The organism is Aquimarina longa SW024, assembly GCF_001401755.1.
Taxonomy (GTDB): Bacteria; Bacteroidota; Bacteroidia; order Flavobacteriales; family Flavobacteriaceae; genus Aquimarina; species Aquimarina longa.
In genome coordinates this window covers 205,941-231,019 of sequence record NZ_KQ474104.1, presented here as the reverse complement: position 1 = coordinate 231,019, position 25,079 = coordinate 205,941, and the positions used below count along the sequence as shown (strand labels likewise).

Genomic DNA, 25,079 nt, shown 5'->3' with positions numbered 1-25,079 from the left:
CCGATAGATTGTATGGAACTTTAAAAGTTGATGTAGTATGTATAAAAAAGAGTAATGTCCTTGTAAAAATGAATAATGACGGCTCCAAATAATAAAATGAACTAATGATGACTCAATTATTAACCCTATTTGATGTTTTGTTTAGTCTAAACATTAAAGAAAAAAAGAAAAAAAGTAGGACGACTAAGATATTTATGACATCTACCCACAAAAGTTCAGGAAGAACTTTAGTACTAGAAGAAGAAGCATATACCTTATGGGCTTATTTACTGAGTCCTGATAAGGAAAATGTTGATTTTGAAGGGCTTGTGTGTGCTGTAGTTGATCCATTAGCATTGCCAATAGATCTAAAAGAAATCTCTAAAATTAAAAAAGAGATACCATTGCCAACTGCTTATGCAAGTAAATATAGTTATGTTAAGAATCTAAAGAAAAAAAATATTAAGATTCAATGGCAAAAAGAAAGTATAACCATACTAATAAAGAAGAAAACATATCTTATTATGGATATGAATACAAAAACAAGCTACTCAAAAGCCTTATCAAAGGATTGTGATTATGGAAAACAATTGAAAGATTAAAAATTGTCAGTATAAATTATAAAATAGACATTAATCCCTTATTGAGGATTTAATTCCTCGTATTCTATGATTAAAACAAACTTTATACGGATATTTTGTTTATCTATTATGCTGCTGCGTATTTCATAAAATCCACGTAGGCTTGCCCCGACATCAAAATATTTTTTTCAGAAGCATACCTCGTGATCTTGCTCTGGGGTTGTAGATTTCTTATAATGTAATACGTCATTTTTTGAATCTTGTAAAATCCCAAAGGAATTAAAAAAACAAGAACTAATGGATCTAGAGTATGTGCTGAAAAATGAAGGAAAACAAACTGTTTTTATAGGTAAGTTCGAACACCAAAAAGAAAAAAAACCTTTTTCTACTTACAAAATAATCTTAAAAGATAAGACGAAAATAATTCTTTCTTTAAAAGATGATGAGGATACAGAAAAAGTATTGATAAAACACAATGGTAATAAATATATAAAAGTTATAGGTAGAGTTTTTGTTAATGAAATTCCTGAAGAGTATGCTATTATATCTAGAACTAATAGTCCATATCTAGTAGATATAAAATCTATTCAGTTATTCTTATAAAGAAAAAGCAACTAAAAGATCTGAAAAACTAGGTGTCATTAATTTAACACACTTCCACTGTCACCAGATTGTGAACCAATTACATTCTTCACAATTTATATTTTTTTCAGTCTCTTACTTCTGGTTGGCCCATGTGCTAATTAAGAGAATGACCTTGTTAGTTTTTCAGACCTTCTAATTGCTATGCAGCAAGCTCCCCACTGCCTACTGTTTCTTTACCTGTTTCAATAGCTCCCCATTTCGAACTTGTATTAAATTTTATAGATACAGAACTCTCATGTTTAAGTGTTTCGAGAATAGATGATAATTCGGTTTCGTGAAAATAAATAGTGAGCGTACCATTACTGTGTTGTCTGTTTTGAGGTAGTGTTTTTTCCTCTTTAATAATACCGATACTTCCTAGGCGTTCTTGATGCTTACCATATAGATATATAAAGCCCATTTGATATCCACCACCTCCAGCATAATTACTAACAATTTGGAGGTTATAATTTTCTATTTGATACGAAACAACCATTGTTTATGAATTATAAATTTAACTATTCTGTATATTCAAAAATACTATAGATTATCATTATACGGTAGAGGGAAAACACGCAATTTTATAGGGTGTATTTCCCCTGTTGATTGTTTTTAAAATAAGAACCTAAGTATTTATTAGATGTAAATGATTGAGTACTATTCTTAAAACGTCTTTGTAAAATAAAAACCCATAGTGCTTTTATTAAACTGAGGAATAAAAGTTAACCCTTTTGATTTTTTAAAAGGATTCCATGAGATGAGGTGATCAAAATGATATACTAACTGTACAGATATTATTCCTATACCTGATCCTACCAAAACATCAGAGAGATAATGCATATTATTAAGCATTCTTAAACTTCCAGTTGCAATAGCAAAAAAATAGCCACTATACGCAATAAGAAGATTAGAATTTTTAAACTCTTCATATACTACTGTAGCTGTAGTAAATGCTGTAGAAGTATGCCCTGAAGGAAAAGAGTTGGTATTCGTAGACGCTCCAGGTCTATTTTTAGAAATCTCCTTTTTTAATAATGCTGTAGTTCCTTTACTTATAATAGATGATAAAATGAGATTCTTGGTTTGATCAAACCAATGATTTTTGGATTTTATGCCTATGATATCTGCGGTATACATCTCTATTACAGGAGTATATCTAGTATAATCATCTACATTAGAATAAAAATCATCCCCTGTTATTTTTCTTAAATCTTGTTGGAGCGACTTTTCAAAATTACTAGAGGATATAAATATCCCTGTAGAGATTAAGGTAATAGGTAAAATCCTTTTTAAAAATAATCTTTTTCTTGGAGTAGACTCTATTTGGCTAGAAGTATTAAAAGTTGAATCCGTAATAGAAGTTGTAGTGAATTGTGCATTTGTGATGCCGAAATATAAAAATAATACGACTATAGGTAATGAGTTTTTGATATATAAGGATAGGCAAAATTTAGTGTAGTTCATTAAGGATATTTTGTTAAATATAAGTACTAATTGTTATAGCAATGTTAATTGATTGTTTTTAATGATAAAAAAGATCATAAACTACTATAGTGCATAATATCAAAATGTTTTGCGAAATAATAACATACTGCTCATCAAATAAACGTTATGTATTTCTGTAAATAGATTGCCAGTCAGGTAATTATAATTTTTTTACACTGTTTTTGTGACATATAGATGATTAGAGGTGTAAAATAGGAGAATGTAATATAAGTTGAAAAATATAGAATCTGTAAGTAGACATCAAACAGAAGAAATTTACAGTAAAATAAAATGATATCAGTCTGATGTTCATTAAAAAAGGCATATATTTGCACGCAATTAAATTTTAATTGCGATGACAGCACATGAAACCAAAATCGTTGGAGAAGGTTTAACCTATGACGACGTCCTTTTAGTCCCAGCCTTTTCCGAAGTGCTCCCTAGAGAAGTTAGTATTCAGACTAAGTTTACAAAAAATATCATTCTTAATGTTCCTATTGTATCTGCAGCGATGGATACAGTTACAGAGAGTAAAATGGCTATTGCTATGGCTCAAGAAGGAGGTATTGGAGTATTGCATAAGAACATGACAATCGAGGAGCAGGCAATTAAAGTCCGTAAGGTAAAACGTGCAGAGAGCGGTATGATTATCGATCCCGTTACATTGCCTATAGATGCAAAAGTAATTGATGCCAAAAATAATATGCGAGAGCATAGTATTGGAGGAATACCAATTGTAGATGATAATTATAAACTGATAGGTATTGTTACGAATAGAGATCTTCGTTTTGAGAAAAATGATCAGCGCCCAATATCTGAGGTAATGACCAGTGAAAATTTGGTGACAGTATCAGAAGGAACATCTCTACAGCAAGCAGAAGTGATTCTACAAAATAATAAAATAGAAAAATTACCAGTAGTAAATAAAGAAAATACATTAGTAGGATTAATTACATTTAGAGATATTACCAAATTAACTTTAAAGCCAATGGCTAATAAAGATAATTTAGGTCGTCTTCGTGTTGCTGCTGCTATTGGTGTTACTGGCGATGCGATTGAGCGAGCAGAAGCATTGGTGAAATCTGGTGTAGATGCAGTTGTTATTGATACAGCTCATGGACATACCAAAGGAGTTGTTGAAATATTAAAAGACGTAAAAGCAAAATTTCCAGAATTAGAAGTGGTAGTTGGTAATATCGCTACAGCCGAGGCAGCAAAATATTTAGTAGAAGCTGGTGCTGATGCCGTAAAAGTAGGTATTGGACCAGGATCTATCTGTACAACAAGGGTAGTTGCAGGAGTAGGGTTTCCTCAGTTTTCTGCCGTATTAGAAGTAGCTAATGCTATAAAAGGCTCAGGAGTTCCGGTAATAGCAGATGGAGGAATTAGATACACGGGCGATATTCCTAAAGCTATAGCTGCAGGAGCAGATACGGTAATGTTAGGTTCACTATTGGCAGGAACTAAAGAATCTCCTGGAGAAACAGTAATCTATGAAGGAAGAAAGTTTAAAACATATAGAGGTATGGGATCTGTAGAAGCTATGAAAAAAGGATCTAAAGACCGATATTTTCAGGATGTAGAAGATGATATTAAAAAATTAGTTCCAGAAGGGATTGTAGGTCGTGTAGCTTATAAAGGAGATCTTGTAGAAAGTATTCATCAGTTTATAGGAGGTTTGCGTGCAGGTATGGGGTATTGCGGAGCAAAAGATATCCCGACATTAAAGGATAAAGGACGCTTTGTAAAAATCACCGCTAGCGGTATAAATGAAAGCCATCCTCATGATGTTACTATAACAAAAGAAGCTCCTAATTATAGTAGGAGATAACACAAAAAAGAATTGTCTAAGCAATAAAAAAACGCATCAAATCAATTTGATGCGTTTTTTTTATGAAAAATAGTTTCGTTTTTTACCTATTTTTTAGGCTCTTTTATCTCAATTCCAAGTTTGGTCATAACCGCTTTAGTAAGATCATAAGCAGGATCAACAAAAGCTAAACCGCTAGAAGTAATAGTGAATACTTGAGTATATTTTTCAGCTTTAGCTATTTGCTCCAGTGCAGTTCCAATTTTCTTGTATAATGGTTGTAATAATTTGTTCTGTTCTAACTGAACTAGTTGAGCTCCATTTTGACGAAATTTTGCAATGTCATTTTCTAAAGTGATAATTTCTTCTTGTTTAGTTTTTTTTACAGGCTCTGTAAAAGAAGCTACATTTTCTTGATATGCTTTTACTTTACCTTGGTAATCATCTACCTTTACTTTTAATTGAGCTTCAAGTTTAGTGTTGTAAGCTTTTAAGTCTTCTTTAACTTTATTAAGTTCGGGCATTTGAGAAAGAATAAACTCAGAATCGATTGTTCCGGTTTTTGACTGAGCATTTAATTGAATGCTAACAACCAATAGTAAGATTGATACAATTATTTTTTTCATTCTATTTTTTATTTTCTAATTTTTAAGTGCTACAAATATATATATAAGCAGATAGACAATATGCATGCCATAAATTATTTTTTTTAGCTATTCCTCATATAGTTGTCCTCGATGAGGTTTTAAAGCATCACGAACAATTTTCATTTCAGAATCAGTGACGATCATATATGCTAAACTATATGAATCGTTAAGATCTTGGTATCCAGTAATGTTTAGAGATAGTTTTTCTAAAGAAATATATTCTTTAAGGTGGATTTCATGATGTTGCGCTGTTTTACTTGCGTTAGGTCCTCTAAAATCCCAAATTAATTTTAATTTTCGTTCCAAAATAATATTATAATATAGTATTCGCTAAAAATAAAACAATATAATAATTCAGAAAAAGAAACTTTAAATTTATTGACTTTAAACAATCGAATCATTAAATGATATTCGATAACTTTTTTATGCTATGACATAAATAATGTAATTAGAACATGTTCTGAATGTATTTTTTTTTAAACAATGAATACTATATACTATACTTACATCGTTAGAAAGGAGCTTGCAAAACATTTTAATAGTATTATTTTTGTCCAATTCAGGGCTTATTATATAGAAATTATGTACAAAAAATCATTATTATTTTTTCTGACAGGTATTCTTTTTACACTAGCAAATGCTCAACAATCAAAAGAAGTACTGTTTACAATAGATGAAACACCAATATATATATCAGAATTTAAAAGGGTGTACCTTAAGAATATAGATTTGGTTAAGGATAATTCACAGAAAAATATAGATGATTACCTAGATTTATTTATTAATTATAAATTAAAAATAGAAGAAGCAAAAGACTTAGGATTAGATAAGAAAGCTACGTACCAAAAAGAGTTGGAAGGATATAAAAAACAATTAGCAAAAGGATATCTTACAGATACAAGAACTTCTGCTGCATTGATAAAACAAGCATATGAGCGTTCTCTCGAACGAGTTAATGCAAGTCATATTCTGGTTATGGTAAAGCCTAATGCATTAGCAAAAGATACTATTTTGGCTTATCAAAAAATAAAAGAAGCAAAAGACAAAATTGATAGTGGAGTGCCTTTTGGTAGCGTAGCCAAAGAATATAGCCAAGATCCTTCGGTGAGTCAAAACAATGGAGATTTAGGATGGTTTTCTGCTTTTAGAATGGTATATCCATTTGAAGAAGCTGCATACAAGACTAAGATAGGAGAGGTTTCAGAACCATTCAGAACTCAATTTGGATATCATATCGTCAAAGTTAATAATAGAGAACAGAAGTTGGGAGAAGTAACAGTGGCACATATCATGGTAGGGATTAATCAGAATCGAACTACTGAAGAGGCAGAAGAAAAAATAAAAACAATTGATCAACAGCTTAAGCAAGGAGTTTCTTTTGCTTCTTTAGCAAAACAATATAGTGATGACCCTAGTACAGCAGTAGATGGAGGTAAGATTAGACGTTTTGGTCAAGGAGCGCTTAATTCTAAGAAGTTCGAAGAAACAGCTTTTAGCCTACAAAAGAAAGACGAAATATCAGCACCAATACAAACTAAATATGGTTGGCATATTATACAATTAATAGAAAAGCATGCTCCCAAAACTTTTGAAGAACAAAAAAGCGAACTAACCAAAAAAGTAGAAAGAGATAGTAGATCAAAGTTAGTAACAAAGTCGTTTATTAACTCATTAAAAGAAAAATATTCAGTACCTAAAAATGAAAAAGCGATTGCATATTTTAAAGAATTTATTTCTTCATCAGCATCCTTAAATAACGAAAGTAATACGTTAGGAGACAAAGAACAGGAAAAACACCTTTTTAACATAAAAAAAGAAATATATACCTATAAAGATTTTGCAGAATTCTTAAAAATTAATCAAAATAAAATCGCAGAACATGTAGATGTTTTAGCTTTTGTAGAGGATAGTTATACAAAATTTGAATCTTTGACATTGTTAAGGTATTATGAAGAGCATTTAGAAGAAGATAATTCAGAATTTGCAAATATAATCCAAGAATACCGTGATGGACTTTTGCTTTTTGATCTGATGGAATCAAAAATATGGAATGTATCTAAGACAGATTCTATAGGACTTAAAAAATATTATGAAACTCATAAAGAGAGCTATACCCAAAATGAAACATATAAAGTGTTTAAAGCTTCATCTTCAAAGCAAGAAGCAATACATAGAGTTCAAGAACTATTAAAGAAAGAAAAATCTATTGGAGAAATAAAAAATGAAATTAATAAAGGAAATACATCATTAGTACTTTTTTCAGAAGAAGAATTAATTAAGGGAAGAGATATATTGCCTAAAGACTTTTCTGCAGAAAAAGGGAAAACAATGATTTTAGAAGAAGAGAATTTTATGACTTTGATTATGGTAAAAGAAGTTTTACCTCCACGAATAAAGGCTTTTGAAGAAACAAAAGGAGAGGTTATTAATGATTTTCAAAAAAATGCAGAAAATGAATGGATTGAGTATTTGAAAACTAAATACTCAATAAAAGTCAATAAAAAGACCTTAAAAAAGGCTAAAAAAGAACTGTCTATCTAAGAAAGCTCTTCATTAATTATTCTTTAATAACGAGAAGTTAATTATATATCCTTATATTTTGCAATTAATTTCGAATTTTAAGCAGTAGAAAAGATTGAAAAATGTGAAATATTATAAATTAATACTTCTATGCCTAGGAGTTGTTTCTTGTCAGAATTTTAAAACTCAGATTAAGCAAGAAGCTATTGCTAGAGTTAATGACAGTTATTTGTATAAAAGTGATATTGAAAAAATAGTACCTCTAAATACTTCTAAAAACGATAGCGTTAATATCATTAATAATTATATTAATAGATGGGCGACACGTCAATTATTTATAGACAAGGCTAAACTAAATCTTAGTAAAGAAGAGCTTGGAGAATTTGATGACCTTGTCGAGAGTTACCAAAGTACTTTATATATTAACGCGTATAAGAATGCTGTAATCAATAAATCTATTAATATGGAGATTACAGAGCAAGATCTTAAGCTATATTATGATCAAAACTTAAAAAATTTTAACCTTAATGAGGAGTTAGTAAAATTACGTTACTTACATTTGCCACTTGATTATAAAAATAGGAGTGCAACGCAGCGACAATTTGATCGTTTTAATGAAGAGGATGTTGAAGAGTTACAAGAGAATAAGTTAGATTATATAGCCTATTCACTAAATGATTCTACTTGGGTGAAGTTAGATCAAGTTCTTAATAAAGTTGCGATTTTTAAAAAACAAGATAAAACAAAGTTCCTGAAAAGTGGAAAGTATAGTAAGCTTGAAGATTCTACAGGAGTATACATGATCAAAATAAAAGAGGTGTTAAAGCGTGGCGAAATAGCACCTTTAGAATATATTAAACCTACAATAAGGCAAATTATATTAAATCGAAGAAAGCTAGAACTGATAAAAAAAATAGAAAAAGACATTACAAGAGATGCAGTTGAGAACAAACAATTTGAAGTTTATGATTAAAATTACCGTGCTATGCGCGATACTTACCTTTAATGTGAATGCAGGGCTTTATGCTCAAGAAATAATAGAGAGTGTAACACAAGAAGTTGATACAACAACAACAGAAGCTACCGCTGTAGCACCCTTAAACGAATCATTTCAAAGAACCAAAATAGACGGTGTAGCAGCAGTAATTGGAGAAAATGTAATTTTAGATAGTGATGTAGAAACTGCTTATAAACAATTGGTGAGCGAAGGAGTTTCCACCTCTGATGTAAGTCGTTGTGAGCTTGCAGGAAGCTTGTTCGAAAGTAAACTATATGCACATCACGCCATACAGGATAGTATCATAGTAAAAGATGCTGAAGTTAATTCTATGGTGGACCAGCAACTAAATTATATGACAAATGAGTTAGGGACAGTAGAAAAAGTACTAAAATTTTATAAAAAAGATAATTTAGCAGAATTTAAGAGCGAACTATTTGAGATTAATAAAGCAAATAGACTAGCAGAACAAATGAGAACTAAAATTATTAAAGATATAGAGGTTACTCCAGAAGAGGTTAGAGAATTTTTTGATGATATCCCAAAAGAAGAAAGACCACTTTTCGGGACAGAGGTCGAGTTGGCTCAGATTGTAATAGAACCAGAGATACCAGAAGAAGAAGAAGAAAAAGTAGTAGATAGATTAAAGCAGTTTAGAGAAGATATCGTAGAAAACGGAAGTAGTTTTGCTACTAAAGCAGTATTATATTCTCAAGATCCAGGCTCTAAATCTAAAGGAGGGAAATATACAATGGATCGCCAGACGAACTTTGCAAAAGAATTTAAAGATGTAGCTTTTAGCTTGCAAGAAGGAGAGGTAAGCGAACCTTTTAAAACAGATTTTGGATGGCATATTGTAAAAGTAGATAAGATAAGAGGAGAAGAAATAGATGTAAGGCATATCCTTCTTATCCCAGATGTAACTAGAGCAACTGTAGAAGAAGCTAAAAAATTAGTAGACTCTCTACGTAGAGAGATTGTTTCAAAAACTATAGATTTTAAAGAAGCAGCAAGAAAATTTAGTGATGAGAAAGAGACCCGTGAAGATGGAGGACAATTATTAAACCCTACAACAGGAGATACTCATTTTGAGCTTTCAAAAATAGACCCTATATTGTATGATCAGGTTTCTAAACTAAAAACTAATGAAGTTTCCTTAGTTATTCCTGATCAAGATCGTCAAGGACGTAAAAAATTTAAACTAATCACAGTGCTTAATAGACATGATGAGCATATAGCAGATTACGCAAATGATTATCTTAAAATTAGAGAATTAGCATTGAGAAAAAAACAAATTGATGCTATTCGAAAATGGCAGAGTGAGAAGATAATGGATACCTATATAAAGGTAAACGGCGAATATAGAGATTGTGAATATAGTGGTAACTGGTTAAAAAAATAAATATAAGATGTCAGACGACGTAGTAGCTATAGAGAAACTAGTAAGAAAACATTCAGAACTCAAGAATGAGATTTCTAAAGTAATTATTGGTCAAGAAAAAGTAATAGACCAAATACTTATTTCTGTTTTTTCAGGAGGTCATGCCCTGTTGATTGGTGTGCCAGGACTAGCAAAAACTCTTATGGTAAATACGATATCAAAAGCTCTGGGTTTAGAATTTAAAAGAATTCAATTTACCCCAGATTTGATGCCTAGTGATATATTAGGAAGTGAAATATTAGATGAGACAAGACATTTTAAATTTATAAAAGGTCCAGTGTTTTCTAATATAATTCTGGCAGATGAGATTAACCGTACTCCTCCAAAAACTCAAGCAGCACTTTTGGAAGCAATGCAAGAAAGATCAGTAACTGTAGCAGGTCATCATTATAAATTAGATTTGCCATATTTTGTTCTTGCTACACAAAACCCTATTGAGCAAGAAGGAACTTATCCATTACCAGAAGCGCAATTGGACCGATTTATGTTTGCGATAGAATTAAAATATCCAAGCTTTGAAGAAGAAGTAGCAGTTGTAAAGAGCACAACAGGAGATCATTCAGCTACAGTGAATTCATTATTTACAGCACAAGAAATTATTGATCTTCAGCACTTGATTCGTCGTATTCCAGTAGCAGATAATGTAATTGAATATGCTGTTTCTATGGTAGGAAAAACTAGACCTAATGGAGATACTGCTAACGAATTAGTGAAAAATTATATAGATTGGGGAGCGGGACCGAGAGCTTCTCAAAATTTAATTTTAGCAGCAAAAGCAAATGCTGCAATAAAAGGGAAATACTCTCCTGATATAGAAGATGTTCAGGCAGTTGCTATGGGGATTCTTCGTCATCGTATTATAAAAAACTATAAAGCAGAAGCAGAAGGCGTCAGTGTAGAAGATGTGATTCAGAGTCTGTTTTAGTACTTAAAGTTTTTTCCAATATTTTTTAAATTATTTTTTAGTGACTAAATAACGAGAGATATTTCTCTGTCCCGTAGTTTGATCTAGAGTGCACTGAATTTACTATTTTTTTTCTTCTCGATAATTAAACCTTTTTTACATTTATTAGTCTTAGGTATTGAACGTTCGATAGATTATTGTTTAATATAAAAAAAAGAAATAGATGAAAAATATAATATGCACCATACTATTAGTTATGGCAGTTATGTCCATATCAGCTCAATCAGAAAAAGTGAAAAAACGAGCTCATCATAAGGCATTGAAAAAAGAATTCTATCAAAACCTTTCAGAAAGTCAAAAGGCTCAATTAGATGCTAAAAAACAATTGAGAAAAGAACATAGAAAAGCAATGAGAGCTACTTTTACAGAAGAACAATTAGCAATTGTAAAAGATAAAAGTATTGATAAGAAAGAAAAAAGAAAAGCTTTGATGATGACATTTAGCGATAAACAACATACGATGCTAAAGAATCATAAGCAGTTTATGAAAACCGAAAATGAAAAATTTAAAACATCTCTCACAGAAGTTCAATTGGCACAATATAGAAAGATAAAAAATAGAAAGAAGAAACGAGAGATTAAAAAAGAATAGAATTAAAAAGTGGGGCAATGGAGCTTCACTTTTACTTTTTTTTAAGTACTTCTGCTTTTTTTTTAAGTTATTTTTTAATAGTAGCTATAACGTTTTCGTAATATAAAAAGGGACTAAACTATTTCCTTATCTTAATTTTTAATGATTTAATAATATTTATTGAATTAATTTATGAATTTAGAGGAATAACAAGGCTTATTTTTCTTTAAATGCAAAAAAAAAGGATTATAAGTATTCATTTAAGAAAATCCTTTAAAATTTGTATTTTCGCAGAACTTTTCAATACTAAAAAAATTAGATATGGCATTCGATATCGATATGATTAAAAAGGTATACAGTCAAGTAGCAGACCGTGTTAATGCAGCACGAGAAGTTACAGGTAAACCTTTAACCCTGGCAGAGAAAATTTTGTATTCACATCTTTGGGATGTAAAAACAAAAGAGGCGTTTACACGTGGAAAAGATTATGTTGATTTTGCACCAGATCGTATTGCTTGTCAAGATGCAACAGCACAGATGGCATTGCTACAATTTATGCAGGCCGGAAAAAATAAAGTAGCAGTACCGACTACTGTGCACTGTGATCACTTAATACAAGCTAAAGAAGGAGCAGCAGTAGATTTAAAAAACGCTAATGATGTTAGTAGTGAAGTATTTAATTTCCTAGAATCAGTATCAGATAAATACGGAATTGGATTCTGGAAACCGGGAGCGGGTATTATTCATCAAGTTGTTCTAGAGAATTATGCTTTTCCAGGAGGAATGATGATTGGTACTGATTCTCATACCGTAAATGCAGGAGGATTAGGAATGATAGCAATTGGTGTAGGAGGAGCAGATGCAGTAGATGTTATGGCTGGTATGGCTTGGGAATTAAAGTTTCCTAAGTTAATAGGAGTAAAGTTAATAGGAGAGTTATCTGGTTGGACTGCACCTAAAGATGTGATTTTAAAAGTAGCAGAAATTCTTACCGTAAAAGGAGGAACAGGCGCGATCGTTGAATATTTTGGCCCAGGGGCAACGTCAATGTCCTGTACTGGTAAAGGTACTATTTGTAATATGGGAGCCGAAATTGGTGCTACAACATCTACTTTTGGCTATGATGAGTCTATGGAACGCTACTTAAGAGCTACAGAAAGAGCAGATGTAGCTGATGCAGCAAATAAGGTAAAAGAACATCTAACAGGAGATCCTGAAGTATATGCTAATCCAGAGCAATATTTTGATGAAGTAATCGAAATTAATTTATCTGAATTAGGACCTCTATTAAACGGACCTTTTACTCCAGATCTATCAACAGCAGTAGGTAGTACAATGACAGAAAAAGCGTCATCTAACGATTGGCCACTAAAAGTAGAATGGGGATTAATAGGTTCTTGTACAAACTCTTCATACGAAGATTTATCTCGTGCTTCTTCAATTGCACAGCAGGCATTAGATAAAGGATTAAAAATGAAAGCAGAATTAGGGATTAATCCAGGTTCTGAACAAGTAAGATATACAGCAGATAGAGATGGTATTCTTGGAATATTTGAGAAACTAGATGCGAAAATATTCACTAATGCATGTGGACCCTGTATTGGGCAATGGGCAAGGTATAGTGATCCAAAAAATGCTCCAAAAAACAGTATAGTACATTCTTTTAATAGAAACTTTGCTAAGCGTGCAGATGGTAACCCTAACACACACGCTTTTGTTGCATCACCAGAATTAACTGCTGCAATTGCCGTTGCAGGACGATTAGATTTCAACCCGTTAGTAGATAAATTAATTAACGAAAACGGTGAAGAGGTGATGTTTGATGAACCAACAGGATGGGAGTTGCCTCCAAAAGGATTTGAAGTAAAAGATAACGGGTATTTAGCCCCAGTTGAAGATGGTAGCAGTGTAGAAGTAAAAGTAAGTCCAACTTCAGAAAGATTACAGTTGCTAACACCATTTGAGCCAATAGGAGAAGAAATTAAAGGCGCTAAATTGCTTATAAAAGCATTTGGTAAGTGTACAACAGATCATATTTCTATGGCAGGTCCATGGTTACGTTATAGAGGACATTTAGATAATATCTCTAATAACTGTTTAATAGGAGCTGTAAATGCATTTGGTAAAAAGACAAATTTTGTTAAAAATCAATTAACAGGAGAGTTTGGTGGTGTACCAGATACAGCAAGAGCATATAAAGCTGCAGGAGTGCCTACTATTGTTGTAGGAGATCATAACTACGGAGAAGGGTCATCACGAGAACATGCAGCAATGGAACCACGTCATTTAGGGGTATGTGCAGTAATTGTAAAATCATTTGCTCGTATCCATGAAACAAACCTTAAAAAACAAGGGATGCTTGGGTTAACATTTGCTAACGAAAGTGATTATGATTTGATACAAGAAGACGATACGTTTAATTTTACAGATCTTAATCAATTTGCATCAGGAAAACAGTTAACATTAGAAATTGTTCATATAGATGGGACTAAAGATAGTATTATGCTAAATCATACGTATAATGATTCCCAAATTGAATGGTATAAAGAAGGATCAGCCTTAAACTTAATTAAAAAAGAAAATGCTTAAAATAATATAAGAAAATATTATAAAAAAAACAGACTCCCAAAAGCTAACTTTTGGGAGTTTTTTTGTTTGAATTAGAAATGAATTAGCGAGGAAAACAATCTACACTAACCATTACACAAAATTTGTGCTGAGGAGGAAGCTGTTCGTATTGGCTACAGGTAACAATTATTGGACCGTTGTATGTATCACATGGATTGCCGCCACCATTAATTTGTTTTTGTGCTGTTCTGGATAATTTTTTTCCTAGGTTTAAAAGTGTGTTTTTCATAATTTTTTGTGTAATAACCCTGAACTGTATATGGCTCTCAGGATATGAGCTTATCCATAAAAATACAGCTTTTTCTTTAGCCAATTGTTATATTAACACTACCATAAAACTAGTGTTAAGAAGGAGTAAAATGATTTGAAAAACGAATTAAGCAATTTATAATGTTCTTCTGGTATGAAAATAGTAGGTGTTCTTGATAATATAGAGAAGTTTTTTTTCAAAAATAGAATTACTTAAATTTGCGTGTATGATACGCCAAAATATAAAAATAGCAGTTGATGCGGTCCTAAAAAAGAAGTAACTATAGCATATAAAAAATATGTAGATCATTATCTAGGTATAGATTATGATGTTTCACATATCGAAGAATTACATGATTTAGGATATTTACCTATTACAATTAAAGCTTTACCAGAAGGAACAGAAGTTCCTATTAGAGTACCAATGTTTACCGTAATGAATACAAAACCAGAATTCTTTTGGCTTACAAATTACTTAGAAACATTACTATCTAATATTATTTGGCAGCCTTGTACCTCTGCTACCATTGCGAAGCAGTATAGAAAAATCTTATTTTCTTTTGCTATGGAGACTGATAAGGATAATGTAGATTTTATTACTTGGCAAGGACATGATTTTTCTATGAGGGGGATGTCTGGAATAGAATCTTCTATTCTAAGTGGTATGGGGCACGCTTTGTCTTTTTCAGGAAGCGATACATTACCTGTAGCAAAATCTTTTGAAACATATTATAATGCAGATGTTACTACAGAATTAGTTGTAGGTAGTGTTAATGCAACAGAGCATAGTGTGATGTGTGCAGGTAGTAAAGACGATGAAATAGGAACTTTTAGAAGATTATTAAAGACATACCCTACAGGAATACTATCAGTAGTTTCTGATACATGGGATTTGTGGAAAGTATTAACAGAGTATTTACCTAAACTAAGAAATGAAATTTTAGAAAGAGAAGGTAAGCTCGTGATTAGACCTGATTCCGGTGATCCTGTGGATATTATTTGTGGTTGTGATCATAATGATGTTACTATTGCAAAAGGAGTAATAGAATTGCTTTGGGAAGAATTTGGAGGAACTATAAATGATCAGGGATATAAAGTTTTGAACCCTAAAATAGGAGCAATCTATGGAGATAGTATTACTATTCATAGAGCTACTCAGATCTGTGAACGATTAAAAGCAAAAGGATTTGCATCTACCAATGTAGTTTTAGGAATAGGAAGTTTTACATATCAATATAATACCAGAGATACTTTTGGTTTTGCTATGAAAGCTACCTATGTAGAAATAAATGGAGAAGGAAGAGAGATTTTTAAAGACCCTATTACTGATGATGGAACTAAGAAATCAGCAAAAGGACGTATCAAATTATATGAAGATCAAGGGCAGATTAAATATAAAGATCAGGTTTCTAGTGAAGAAGAAAAAGAAGGCTTATTAAAAACTATCTTTAAAGATGGAGAAATATTGATTGATGAAAGCTTATCGGTAATTAGAAAGAGAATTGTTAAATAAGTAGCATACCTGCTTGACAATGCCCCTGTTAATAAAATTATGAGAGAGTATTTTTGTATAATAATGTAAGGGATTTCAGCGTTTTATGACTAAAAATTAATTAATATCTTAAAAAAACAGTTATGATGAACACTATTTGGTTTTTTGAGGACTCTAATCTCTTTAAATTATTATGTCCACATAAGTTTAAGAGGTTTAAAGATGGGCATGATTTTGATGCCTATAGAAAAAATGATTATATCTATTTTGAAGAAGATTCTGCTAACAAAGTTTATCTTATAGAAAAAGGTAAGGTAAAAATAGGATACTATGCTGAAGATGGGTGTGAGGTGATAAAAGCTATTCTCACTAAAGGAGAGATTTTTGGAGAGAAAGCTATTCTTGGAGAAAATAAAAGAACAGAGTTTGCACAATCTGTTGATAATACAACTTCTATTTGCCCTATTGGAGTAGAAACTATGCATGGACTTATGCGAGATAATTACTCTTTTAGTCTTAGGATTTATAAGTTTATAGGAATGCGTTTTAAACGTTTAGAAAGAAGATTGCAATTACTTCTTTTTAAAGACACAAAAACAAGATTATTAGAGTTTTTAAATGAACTTAAAGAAGATTATGGACATTGTTGCCCAGACACAGGTGATATGGTTATAGAGCATCCTTATACTCAAAAAGACATAGCTAATCTGATAGGAACATCGAGGCCAACTCTAAATATTATTCTAAACGAACTCAAAGAATCTAATGTTATTGACTTTAATAGAAAAGAAATTCGATTAAAAAATGTCGCTTAGTGTAAGCTAGCTAACGTTTTAATACAATTAAGGCAAGTATTTTTGTAGTGTAAAACTATAAAAAGAAAAAAAATGTTTAGAAAAATAGTAATGGGAGCCTTGGTGATTGGATGTATCGCCTCCTCTTGTAGTAGTGATGATGATTCTAGTGGAGTAACCGAATCTAATTTAACACTTAACCTTACGGGGTTAGAAGATTTAGGGAGTAATTATCTATATGAAGGTTGGATTATTGTTGATGGAGCTCCTGTTTCTACAGGAACATTTTCTGTAGATAAAGATGGAAAACTATCAAGTACATCGTTTAAAGTTAATTCAAAATCACTTAGTACAGCTACATCATTTGTACTTACAATAGAACCTAACCCTGATACAAACCCAGCACCAGCAGATACAAAATTATTAAAAGGTGATTTTGGAACAGCTAATACAGCAACTGTAGGATTAGAACCGGTAGGGAAAGGAGATTTTTCTACTTCTTCAGGAAATTTTTTCTTGAGAACACCAACAGATGAAGCTTCAGGAACAGCTAATAATAAAAATGATCAGTTCGGAGTATGGTTCGGTACTCCAGGAATGCCACCAGTAGCAGATTTAAAATTGCCAGTTCTTAATGCAGGATGGAAATACGAAGGTTGGGTAGTGTCTGAAGGGGTTCCAGTTTCTACAGGAACATTTACTATGAGTACTATCCCTGATGATAATGCAGGAGATGCAAATGGTTTTAGTGAGGTAGCTTCTAATGGACCAAACTTGCCAGGAGAAGACTTTTTTAGAAATGCACCAGATGGAGTACCATTTCCTTTAGACGTTAGAGAAAAAACAGTGGTAATTTCAGTAGAACCATTCCCAGATAACTCAGCAGCGCCATTTTTATTAAAACCTTTGGTCGGTACAGCAGGTAAGGATACAGCACCAACTAGCTATCCATTTAAACTTAATAGCAAATCATTTCCCTCAGGAAATGTATCACGATAATTCTTTGTTTATTTTTTATTATTTAACTAAGCTGCCTTCCGAGGTAGCTTTTTTTATACCAGTACTCAGCTCATATAATGATTTTTAATGAGTAAAAGTGAGTTTACCTATCTATGATAGATAAAAATAGTATAGCAGAATCAACTTAATTTATGATAACTTTGTAAGTATACTAAGGTTTTAAGACAAAACTATCAAATAAATTGTTTTTAGAGTTATGTTTGATAATGACTAAAAATAGTGTTTTTAAAAATGTTTTTTATATCAGCCCTTATTTTATATAAAAAATGTAGTGTAGATGGTGATAACTATAGCTTTAAAATAACAAACGGATAAATAGATGAAACTTAACAAGAAAAATATCTCCAATGTAATTTTTGTAATCATATTAGTATTGTTTTTTATTCCTAATACGAGAGGAATGATGCAAATATTTTTAACCAGAATTTTTTCGTTTAGCCCAAGTCTGATAGCAGTAGAAGAAAGGGTGAAAATAGAGACCTATGATTGGAAATTACATGGTGTGAATACAGAATCTACTAATTTTAATACAGCTAAAAACAAGGTTGTTTTAGTAAATTATTGGGCGACTTGGTGCCCTCCATGTATTGCAGAAATGCCTTCTCTTCAAAAATTATATAATGATTATAAGAATAAGATTGTATTTGTTTTTTTAACAACAGATGATGATCCTGAGCTATATAAATTTATGAGTAATAAGAGCTATGATTATCCTATATATAGATCATTATCAGAGCATCCAAAGCCTTTTATAAGTAAAACTATACCAGCAACATATATATTAGATAAAAAAGGGAATATTATTATAGATAAGGTAGGTGCTGCAGATTGGAATAGTTCTAAAGTACGAGAAACAATAGATGCTTTATTAGAAGAATAAGTACCCCCCTAGTTTGACCTTAGATATAGAATTTAGATACTAAAAAAAGCTATAATAGTTTATTTTTTAAAATACTTAAAAGGTACAACTAACATACCAAAGCATTCTCCTTTTTCTTTACCGATATTTTTGTGATGAATTTTATGTGCTCTTCTTACCCCTTTGGCATACCAGTTATTAGCTTTTCGGAATAATTTAAAGCGTTGGTGAATGAAAATATCATGTACTATAAAATAGGCAATCCCATATGCCAAAATACCTAAACCAATAGGTATACCTATCCAAAATGTCTGTGAATTATGTAATAAGATACAAGACATACTAATTATTGCATAAAACACAAAAAATAAATCATTACGCTCCCACCAGCTATTATGATCCTTATGATGATGATCTTTATGTAATGACCATAAAAACCCATGCATGATATATTTATGAGAAAACCAAGCCATAAATTCCATAATACAGAAAGTTGTTAGAAATACGAATAATTGAATGAAAATTTTCATATACCAGATTTTATACAAAAATACGAGTTAGATTAAGTTTAATCGATACTCAAAATAAGATTTAGCTAATAATCCAAATTTTTGATAATTAGATACTCGTATTCGTGTGTTTTTTATTTCTAAAGAAGGAGTTTTTTTTAGTTTTTTTAATAACTTTTGGTAATATACAAAAGCGGTATAAACGCCAAATTTAGCCTCTACAGGAAGCTGTAAAATACCTTTTAGGGATTTTTCAAAATCATTTTCTATTTCTTTAATAATTCTAAGTTTAGTACTCTCATCAAGTTGGTTTAAATCGGCGTTAGGAAAATAAGACCTGTCTAGATTCTCAAAATCAGATTTTAGATCACGCAAAAAATTAACTTTTTGAAACGCAGAACCTAAATACATAGCACTTTGCTTTAGAGCATCATATTGTTGTTGATTGCCATTAACAAAAACTTTTAAGCACATTAGCCCTACTACATCTGCTGATCCATAAATATAATCTTTGTACTCTTGCTCAGTAAGATATTTAGTTTTAGATAAATCCAATCTCATACTTTTCATAAAAGCTTCATATAACTCAGGATTAATATTATATTGATGAACTGTTTTTTGGAATGAGTTTAGAATTGGATTTAGACTAATTTTACTCTCTATTGCTTTGTACATTTCTTGTTCAAAATCATTGAACAATTTTTCTTTATCATATTCATGAAATGTATCTACAATTTCATCTGCAAACCTAACAAACCCATAAATATTATAAATATCTTGTCGTATAGAGTCAGATAGCATTTTTGATGCCAGTGAAAAAGATGTACTATATGAATTCGTAACAATCTTACTACAGCTATAGGATACGGTATCAAAAATAGATTTCATAGAGACAGAATTTATGATTTAATTTGTGTTATGTTGTAGTTTAGATTTTTTAGATATCTGGTATTGATTTTCGATGAGTCCAGCAACTAATTTTCCCGAAATCAAGGAAGGTGGTACACCAGGTCCTGGTACAGTAAGTTGCCCTGTAAAAAACAAATCTTTTATTTTTTTACTTTTCAGTTTAGGTCGTAAAAAAGCAGTTTGTAAAAGAGTATTTGCCATACCATATGCATTACCTTTATAAGAATTATACTCTTTTATAAAATCGTTGATACAAAATGATTCTTTAAATAAAATACTATCTTTAATGCTTTGATTTGTAATCGCTTCAAAGCGAGTTATGATTTTTTCAAAATAAAACTCTCTTAACTGAAGAGTATCTTCTATTCCTGGAGCTAGTGGTATTAAGAAAAATCCATTTTCTTTACCCTCAGGAGCAGAATTAGAATCGGTTAAAGAAGTGAAATTGGCATAAAACAATGGGTTTTCAGGCCACTTAGGAGAGTCGTAAATATCTCTTGCATGCTGATCAAAATCTGTGTCAAAAAATAAATTATGGTGATTGACATTTTTTAATTTTTTATCAAAACCTACATAAAATAATAATGAAGAGGGGGCAAAAGTTTTGTGCTTCCAATATGTCTCAGAATATTGTCGATACAGAGGATCTAATAACGTCTCTCCATGGTGATAATCTGCTCCACATAATACGATATCAGTATCTGTTTTTTTAGAATTTACTATAATTCCTTTTGCACAATTATTCTCAATCAGTATTTTTTCGACAGTAGCACTAGTATGAATTTTTACTCCTAATGATTTAGCTAATTTCTCTATGCTAAGTATCACCTGATACATTCCTCCTCTAGGATGCCAAGTGCCTAATCCAAAATCAGCATAATTCATAAAGCTATAAAAAGCAGGGGTATCACTAGGTTTTGCTCCTAGAAAAAGTACAGGAAACTCTAGTATTTTGATAAGTTTTTCATTTTTAAATTCTTTCCGTACTTCTTTAGAAATCGTACTAAAAAACTGACCTATTCTTAGAATAGTCTCTTTGGTTACTAATTCTAAAGGGGATACACCAGGTCGATATACTAAATTCTTGATAGCAATATCATAATTATTTTGTGCTACTCTTATAAATTCTTTTAATTTAGTAGCGCTTCCTTTTTCTTCTTTTTCAAAAGCTATAAATATTTTATCTAAAGAGTCTTCTATAGTAATACTTTCATTATTTTTAAAGAAAACTTTATATGCAGGATTTAATTTATCTAAAATATAATAATCGGATGCTGACTTGTTGAAATCATTAAAAAAACTTTCGAATACGTCGGGCATCCAGTACCAAGATGGACCTATATCAAACGTAAATCCTTCTTTTTCTAATTGTCTAGCTCTGCCACCAACAGTAGTGTTTTTTTCAAAAATAGTAACATCATATCCCAGTTTAGCTAAGTAGCATGATGCAGAGAGTGATGAAAACCCAGACCCAATAATTGCTATTTTTTTTGACATAAGTATATGTTAAAGTTCTGAAATCAGTGAGTTAATTGATTTAAAATAACGGTGATTTGGATGTAGATTATTGTTAGATATATTTATAATTTGTTTACCAAGAATCCAAAACTCACTAACCCTATCTTTACATACAATAGTGTCAAACTCTTGTAGATATTTCTTGATATTGGCTGTCTCCGGCCTGATTGTGAAATAAGAAACAAATATAGTTTTATCATGAAACGAAAGGGTGTCAGATAAACTATCTAATGGAATACTAGATCCTAGATAAATAGCCTTATAACCATGTAATAGTATTTCATAATTGATATACAATAACCCTAATTCGTGTATTTCATTTTCTGGAAGAAATAAAATGAATGCTTTTTCTTTTTTAGTAGGTTTAGAATATTGAAGCTTTTCAATGTTAAGCAATACTTTCTGCTTAATCAAATTAGAGATAAAATGTTCGTGTGATGGATTAATAGTATCTGTTTGCCATAACAACCCTATTTCCTGTAATAATGGGATAAAAACATCAATAAATATTTCTCTAAAATTCCTTCTTTTTTCTAATTGCTCATAGGTTTTTAGAAATAATTCTAAGTCATAATTAAGCATTGCAATTTTAAAAGAATTGATAGATTGACTTTTAGTACTACTATCAGATACAATACTTCTTACATACTCATTGATTTCATATGGGTCTAATTTAGAAATTCTAGAGATCTTATAACCGCTATTTACCAAATATGTAACATTAAGTAATTTTTGGAGGCTTTTTAGATTATAAGTCCTAATATTCGTTTCTGTGCGGTCAGGAGAAAGCAATTCATACCTTTTTTCCCATATCCTAATCGTGTGCGCTTTTACACCACAAAGATTTTCTAAATCTTTTATACTAAATGTTTGTTTAATATTGTTCACCTTTTTAGATAAATTGTTAAACAAAACTAAGTAAAAGAAAATGAATACCTTTTCTGTAAATGTTAAAATAATGATATTTATTGTTAAAAATATATATTTTTTAAAGAATTTGTTTGCTATGATGTTGAAAAACAATTTTCTTATGCTTAATTAATCTGATGATTTTTTATAAAGTTTTTAACTTAAGAATAATTAAAAAAAAAGGATAGTATACGAACGTATAATAAAAAGTAACAAGAGAGTATAAGAGATTTATATGTATATCGCCTTATTTAAACAGAAAGAATATTCTATAGCAATATATGCTAAAACATAGTAATCATTGAGTTCTATTTCTTTAGTTTAACATATTTTTCTACGATATGGCGTTTGATGTTTGCTTTTTTTATCTCTTCTAACCCATATTGGATAAGGGTATCTCCTTTTATTTGTATTGTAAATGGAAACTCATGATTACGAATAGCTTCTACGGCAGAATATTGTAATGTCTCTGTGTAGGTATCTCCATCTAACGTATAAATACCCCCTCCTCCATAAAAATTATCATTATTAACTTGATCTTGATTAAAAAATGCAAAATGATCCTTACCTATAATCTTTATAAAATCTGATGAAGTCATATCTTTAATCTGGATAGAATCCCCTTCTTTAATCTCTCCATAAACCATTTTCCAAGCTCCTTCTAGTGGATTAGTATTTTTAAGAATAGGAGTTGTCTTAGGGGTGTTTTTTTGTTTGCTACAAGAAAGAAGTACTAAAGTACAAAACAAGGTTATAAGTTGTTTTTGCATAAAGTTAATCATAATATAAAGAAATATGAAATTCAAAAATAGAAGATAAATATGAGTAATGCTAAAAATAGTTGTAGATATTACAGGTTAAATATTTGTATGCTGAGTTAATTTTGAATAAAATTTTAAAAAGAATAAAAACTAAAAAACTAAAGGAATAAAATAATTGAATAATATGATTAATAACCCTACAGCAATAAGGTTTAAAAACACACCAGCTTTTACCATATCTTTTACTTTTACATAACCACTAGAAAAAACAATAGCATTAGGCGGAGTAGCCATTGGTAGCATAAAAGCACAACTCGAAGCCATCGTTACAGGAATGAGAGCATATAGTATAGGGATTTTTAGCCCCATGGCAATCCCAGCTACTACAGGTGCTAAAACTGCTACTAAAGCAACATTACTCATTAATTCTGTCATAAAAAGCATAAGAAGAATAAGTAATGAAACAATTGCAAGAATACTAATGTTTTCATACGAAGCTATACTGGTGGCAATAAGATCAACTAAACCAGTTTTGGATAAACCAGAAGCTAGTGCTAAGCCACCTCCAAAAAGAATTAAAATACCCCATGCAATTTTAGAAGTATCATCCCATTTTAAAACGAAGGTTCCTTTTTTAAAATTATCAGGAATTATAAATAGAATAATGGCTGTCCAAATACTAATTTCTGTATCTGTTATTCTAAAGTTCGAAAATATGCTATTAATATGAGTTCTAAAAATCCAAAAGAAAATAGCTAGAATAAAAACGACAATAACTTTTCTTTCAGAAGTTCTTAAAGAACCTAATAAATCAATTTCTTTTTGAATTACATTTTCTGATGCATTAAAAGATTGTAAATGATTAGGGTAAATTACTTTTACCATAATGATGTAGATGACGGCGATCATTATAATAGAGAATGGTAATCCTACTGACATCCATTTTAAAAATGAAATTTCTATTTGATATTCACGTTCTAATAAACCTATTAAAACAGAATTAGGAGGAGTGCCAATGATTGTAGCAATACCTCCTACATTTGCAGAAAAAGCAATCCCTAGCATAATACTTAATGCAAAATTCCTATCTTTTTTGGTAAACCCATCTTCGTCATTTATCAATAAATGTATCACGGATAAACCAATAGGTAACATAACCAAAGTACTTGCGGTATTACTAATCCACATACTGAGAAAAGCTGTTGATATCATAAAACCGAGAATAATTTTGTTAGGACTTGTACCAGTTAGTTTAATAATATTTAGAGCAATCCGTTTATGTAAATTCACTTTTTCTAAAGCTAATGCCATGATAAAACCACCAAAAAAAAGAAATATGATCGGGCTGCCATAACTCGCAGATACCTCTTTAATATCCATAATCCCTGTTAAAGGAAATATAACAAGTGGTAATAATGCTGTTACAGAAATAGAAACAGCCTCTGTTATCCACCAAATAATCATCCATAGTGCAATAGCAACTACTTTATCAGCTTCTTTTGATACTAACTCGACAGGGAAATTGATGAATATTATAAATAGTAACGGACCTAAAAGAAGTCCAATTTTTTGTGATAATGAAAAGCTGTTCATTAGCTGTTTAGATTTTTTTGGTTAATAAAGAATTATGCAAACCTTTTGAGTTATTTTAAGAGAAATAAAATAAAGATTTTTTCTTTATTATAGAGAAAGAAACAAAAAAAATCTTAATGTAAAAAATTATCTGAAATATCGTGTATGCTCTAGAACTTTGAGTAAGAAAATAGATAATTATAAAGGAGATAAAATAGTTTAGAAATTAATAATACTTTA

The 25,079-nt window shown here is 30.8% G+C and carries 23 protein-coding genes and 1 pseudogene; 13 read left to right on the top strand and 11 right to left on the bottom strand.

The window, feature by feature from the left end:
- The first annotated feature begins 104 nt into the window (after positions 1-104).
- Both N456_RS20005 and N456_RS20000 read left to right on the top strand, forming a co-directional pair.
- Positions 105-581, top strand: coding sequence for a hypothetical protein (locus tag N456_RS20005; protein ID WP_062061121.1), 477 nt, complete (start codon positions 105-107; stop codon positions 579-581).
- A gap of 276 nt (positions 582-857) precedes the next feature.
- A complete protein-coding gene (locus N456_RS20000; RefSeq protein WP_062061118.1) occupies positions 858-1,163 on the top strand; it encodes a hypothetical protein in 306 nt (101 codons plus the stop codon).
- A gap of 181 nt (positions 1,164-1,344) precedes the next feature.
- On the opposite strand, the gene N456_RS19995 is transcribed toward N456_RS20000, so the two are convergent.
- A complete protein-coding gene (locus N456_RS19995; protein WP_062061116.1) occupies positions 1,345-1,680 on the bottom strand; it encodes a hypothetical protein in 336 nt (111 codons plus the stop codon).
- A 167-nt stretch (positions 1,681-1,847) separates the two neighbouring features.
- The gene (locus N456_RS19990) at positions 1,848-2,648 is read right to left on the bottom strand and encodes a phosphatase PAP2 family protein (protein ID WP_062061111.1); all 801 of its coding nucleotides are present in this window, start codon (positions 2,646-2,648) and stop codon (positions 1,848-1,850) included.
- Positions 2,649-3,024: 376 nt separating this feature from the next.
- Here N456_RS19990 and guaB point away from each other — a divergent pair, with 376 nt between their 5' ends.
- Entirely contained in the window at positions 3,025-4,500 is a 1,476-nt protein-coding gene (gene guaB, locus N456_RS19985) for an IMP dehydrogenase (protein ID WP_062061108.1), read from the top strand.
- A gap of 86 nt (positions 4,501-4,586) precedes the next feature.
- Here the strand turns inward: guaB and N456_RS19980 are convergent, their stop codons facing one another.
- Both N456_RS19980 and N456_RS19975 read right to left on the bottom strand, forming a co-directional pair.
- The gene (locus tag N456_RS19980) at positions 4,587-5,105 is read right to left on the bottom strand and encodes an OmpH/Skp family outer membrane protein (RefSeq protein ID WP_062061105.1); all 519 of its coding nucleotides are present in this window, start codon (positions 5,103-5,105) and stop codon (positions 4,587-4,589) included.
- An 87-nt stretch (positions 5,106-5,192) separates the two neighbouring features.
- Complete coding sequence (locus N456_RS19975; protein ID WP_062061102.1) at positions 5,193-5,432, bottom strand: hypothetical protein; 240 nt, start codon at positions 5,430-5,432, stop codon at positions 5,193-5,195.
- 177 nt (positions 5,433-5,609) lie between these two features.
- Between N456_RS19975 and N456_RS19970 the strand changes: the two genes are divergently transcribed.
- The 6 genes from N456_RS19970 to N456_RS19945 all read left to right on the top strand — a co-directional run bounded on the left by N456_RS19970 (position 5,610) and on the right by N456_RS19945 (position 14,208).
- Complete coding sequence (locus N456_RS19970; protein ID WP_082422606.1) at positions 5,610-7,667, top strand: peptidylprolyl isomerase; 2,058 nt, start codon at positions 5,610-5,612, stop codon at positions 7,665-7,667.
- Positions 7,668-7,770: 103 nt separating this feature from the next.
- A complete protein-coding gene (locus N456_RS19965) occupies positions 7,771-8,619 on the top strand; it encodes a hypothetical protein (RefSeq protein ID WP_062061163.1) in 849 nt (282 codons plus the stop codon).
- Entirely contained in the window at positions 8,612-10,045 is a 1,434-nt protein-coding gene (locus N456_RS19960) for a peptidylprolyl isomerase (RefSeq protein WP_240315565.1), read from the top strand. Before N456_RS19965 ends, N456_RS19960 begins: the two co-directional genes overlap by 8 nt.
- 7 nt (positions 10,046-10,052) lie before the next feature.
- Entirely contained in the window at positions 10,053-11,009 is a 957-nt protein-coding gene (locus N456_RS19955) for an AAA family ATPase (RefSeq protein WP_062061093.1), read from the top strand.
- A 202-nt stretch (positions 11,010-11,211) separates the two neighbouring features.
- On the top strand, positions 11,212-11,640 hold the full coding sequence (locus N456_RS19950) for a hypothetical protein (protein ID WP_062061089.1): 429 nt from the start codon (positions 11,212-11,214) through the stop codon (positions 11,638-11,640).
- A 300-nt stretch (positions 11,641-11,940) separates the two neighbouring features.
- On the top strand, positions 11,941-14,208 hold the full coding sequence (locus N456_RS19945) for an aconitate hydratase (RefSeq protein WP_062061086.1): 2,268 nt from the start codon (positions 11,941-11,943) through the stop codon (positions 14,206-14,208).
- Positions 14,209-14,290: 82 nt separating this feature from the next.
- On the opposite strand, the gene N456_RS19940 is transcribed toward N456_RS19945, so the two are convergent.
- A complete protein-coding gene (locus tag N456_RS19940; RefSeq protein WP_148639388.1) occupies positions 14,291-14,476 on the bottom strand; it encodes a hypothetical protein in 186 nt (61 codons plus the stop codon).
- 285 nt (positions 14,477-14,761) lie between these two features.
- Between N456_RS19940 and N456_RS19935 the strand changes: the two are divergent.
- The 4 genes and pseudogenes from N456_RS19935 to N456_RS19920 all read left to right on the top strand — a co-directional run.
- Positions 14,762-16,009, top strand: a pseudogene (locus N456_RS19935) (nicotinate phosphoribosyltransferase); the annotation flags it as partial.
- 125 nt (positions 16,010-16,134) lie between these two features.
- On the top strand, positions 16,135-16,803 hold the full coding sequence (locus tag N456_RS19930) for a Crp/Fnr family transcriptional regulator (RefSeq protein ID WP_062061081.1): 669 nt from the start codon (positions 16,135-16,137) through the stop codon (positions 16,801-16,803).
- A gap of 72 nt (positions 16,804-16,875) precedes the next feature.
- Positions 16,876-17,781, top strand: coding sequence for an anti-sigma factor (locus N456_RS19925; protein WP_062061078.1), 906 nt, complete (start codon positions 16,876-16,878; stop codon positions 17,779-17,781).
- A 340-nt stretch (positions 17,782-18,121) separates the two neighbouring features.
- Positions 18,122-18,682, top strand: coding sequence for a TlpA family protein disulfide reductase (locus tag N456_RS19920; protein ID WP_062061076.1), 561 nt, complete (start codon positions 18,122-18,124; stop codon positions 18,680-18,682).
- A gap of 59 nt (positions 18,683-18,741) precedes the next feature.
- On the opposite strand, the gene N456_RS19915 is transcribed toward N456_RS19920, so the two are convergent.
- The 6 genes from N456_RS19915 to N456_RS19890 all read right to left on the bottom strand — a co-directional run bounded on the left by N456_RS19915 (position 18,742) and on the right by N456_RS19890 (position 24,860).
- Positions 18,742-19,191: a sterol desaturase family protein gene (locus N456_RS19915; RefSeq protein WP_062061073.1), complete on the bottom strand. Its 450-nt coding sequence runs from the start codon at positions 19,189-19,191 to the stop codon at positions 18,742-18,744.
- A 27-nt stretch (positions 19,192-19,218) separates the two neighbouring features.
- Positions 19,219-20,058, bottom strand: a complete 840-nt coding sequence (locus tag N456_RS19910; protein WP_062061071.1) for a phytoene/squalene synthase family protein — start codon at positions 20,056-20,058, stop codon at positions 19,219-19,221.
- Between the two features lie 18 nt (positions 20,059-20,076).
- Positions 20,077-21,576 (bottom strand): phytoene desaturase family protein, encoded by a 1,500-nt coding sequence (locus tag N456_RS19905; protein WP_062061068.1) that lies wholly within the window; start codon positions 21,574-21,576, stop codon positions 20,077-20,079.
- 9 nt (positions 21,577-21,585) lie between these two features.
- Complete coding sequence (locus N456_RS19900) at positions 21,586-22,485, bottom strand: MerR family transcriptional regulator (protein WP_062061065.1); 900 nt, start codon at positions 22,483-22,485, stop codon at positions 21,586-21,588.
- Positions 22,486-22,814: 329 nt separating this feature from the next.
- Positions 22,815-23,276 carry a hypothetical protein gene (locus tag N456_RS19895; RefSeq protein WP_062061062.1) on the bottom strand — a complete coding sequence of 154 codons (462 nt, stop codon included), beginning with the start codon at positions 23,274-23,276 and terminating at the stop codon, positions 22,815-22,817.
- 141 nt (positions 23,277-23,417) lie between these two features.
- A complete protein-coding gene (locus tag N456_RS19890) occupies positions 23,418-24,860 on the bottom strand; it encodes an SLC13 family permease (RefSeq protein ID WP_062061059.1) in 1,443 nt (480 codons plus the stop codon).
- Positions 24,861-25,079: the final 219 nt, after the last annotated feature.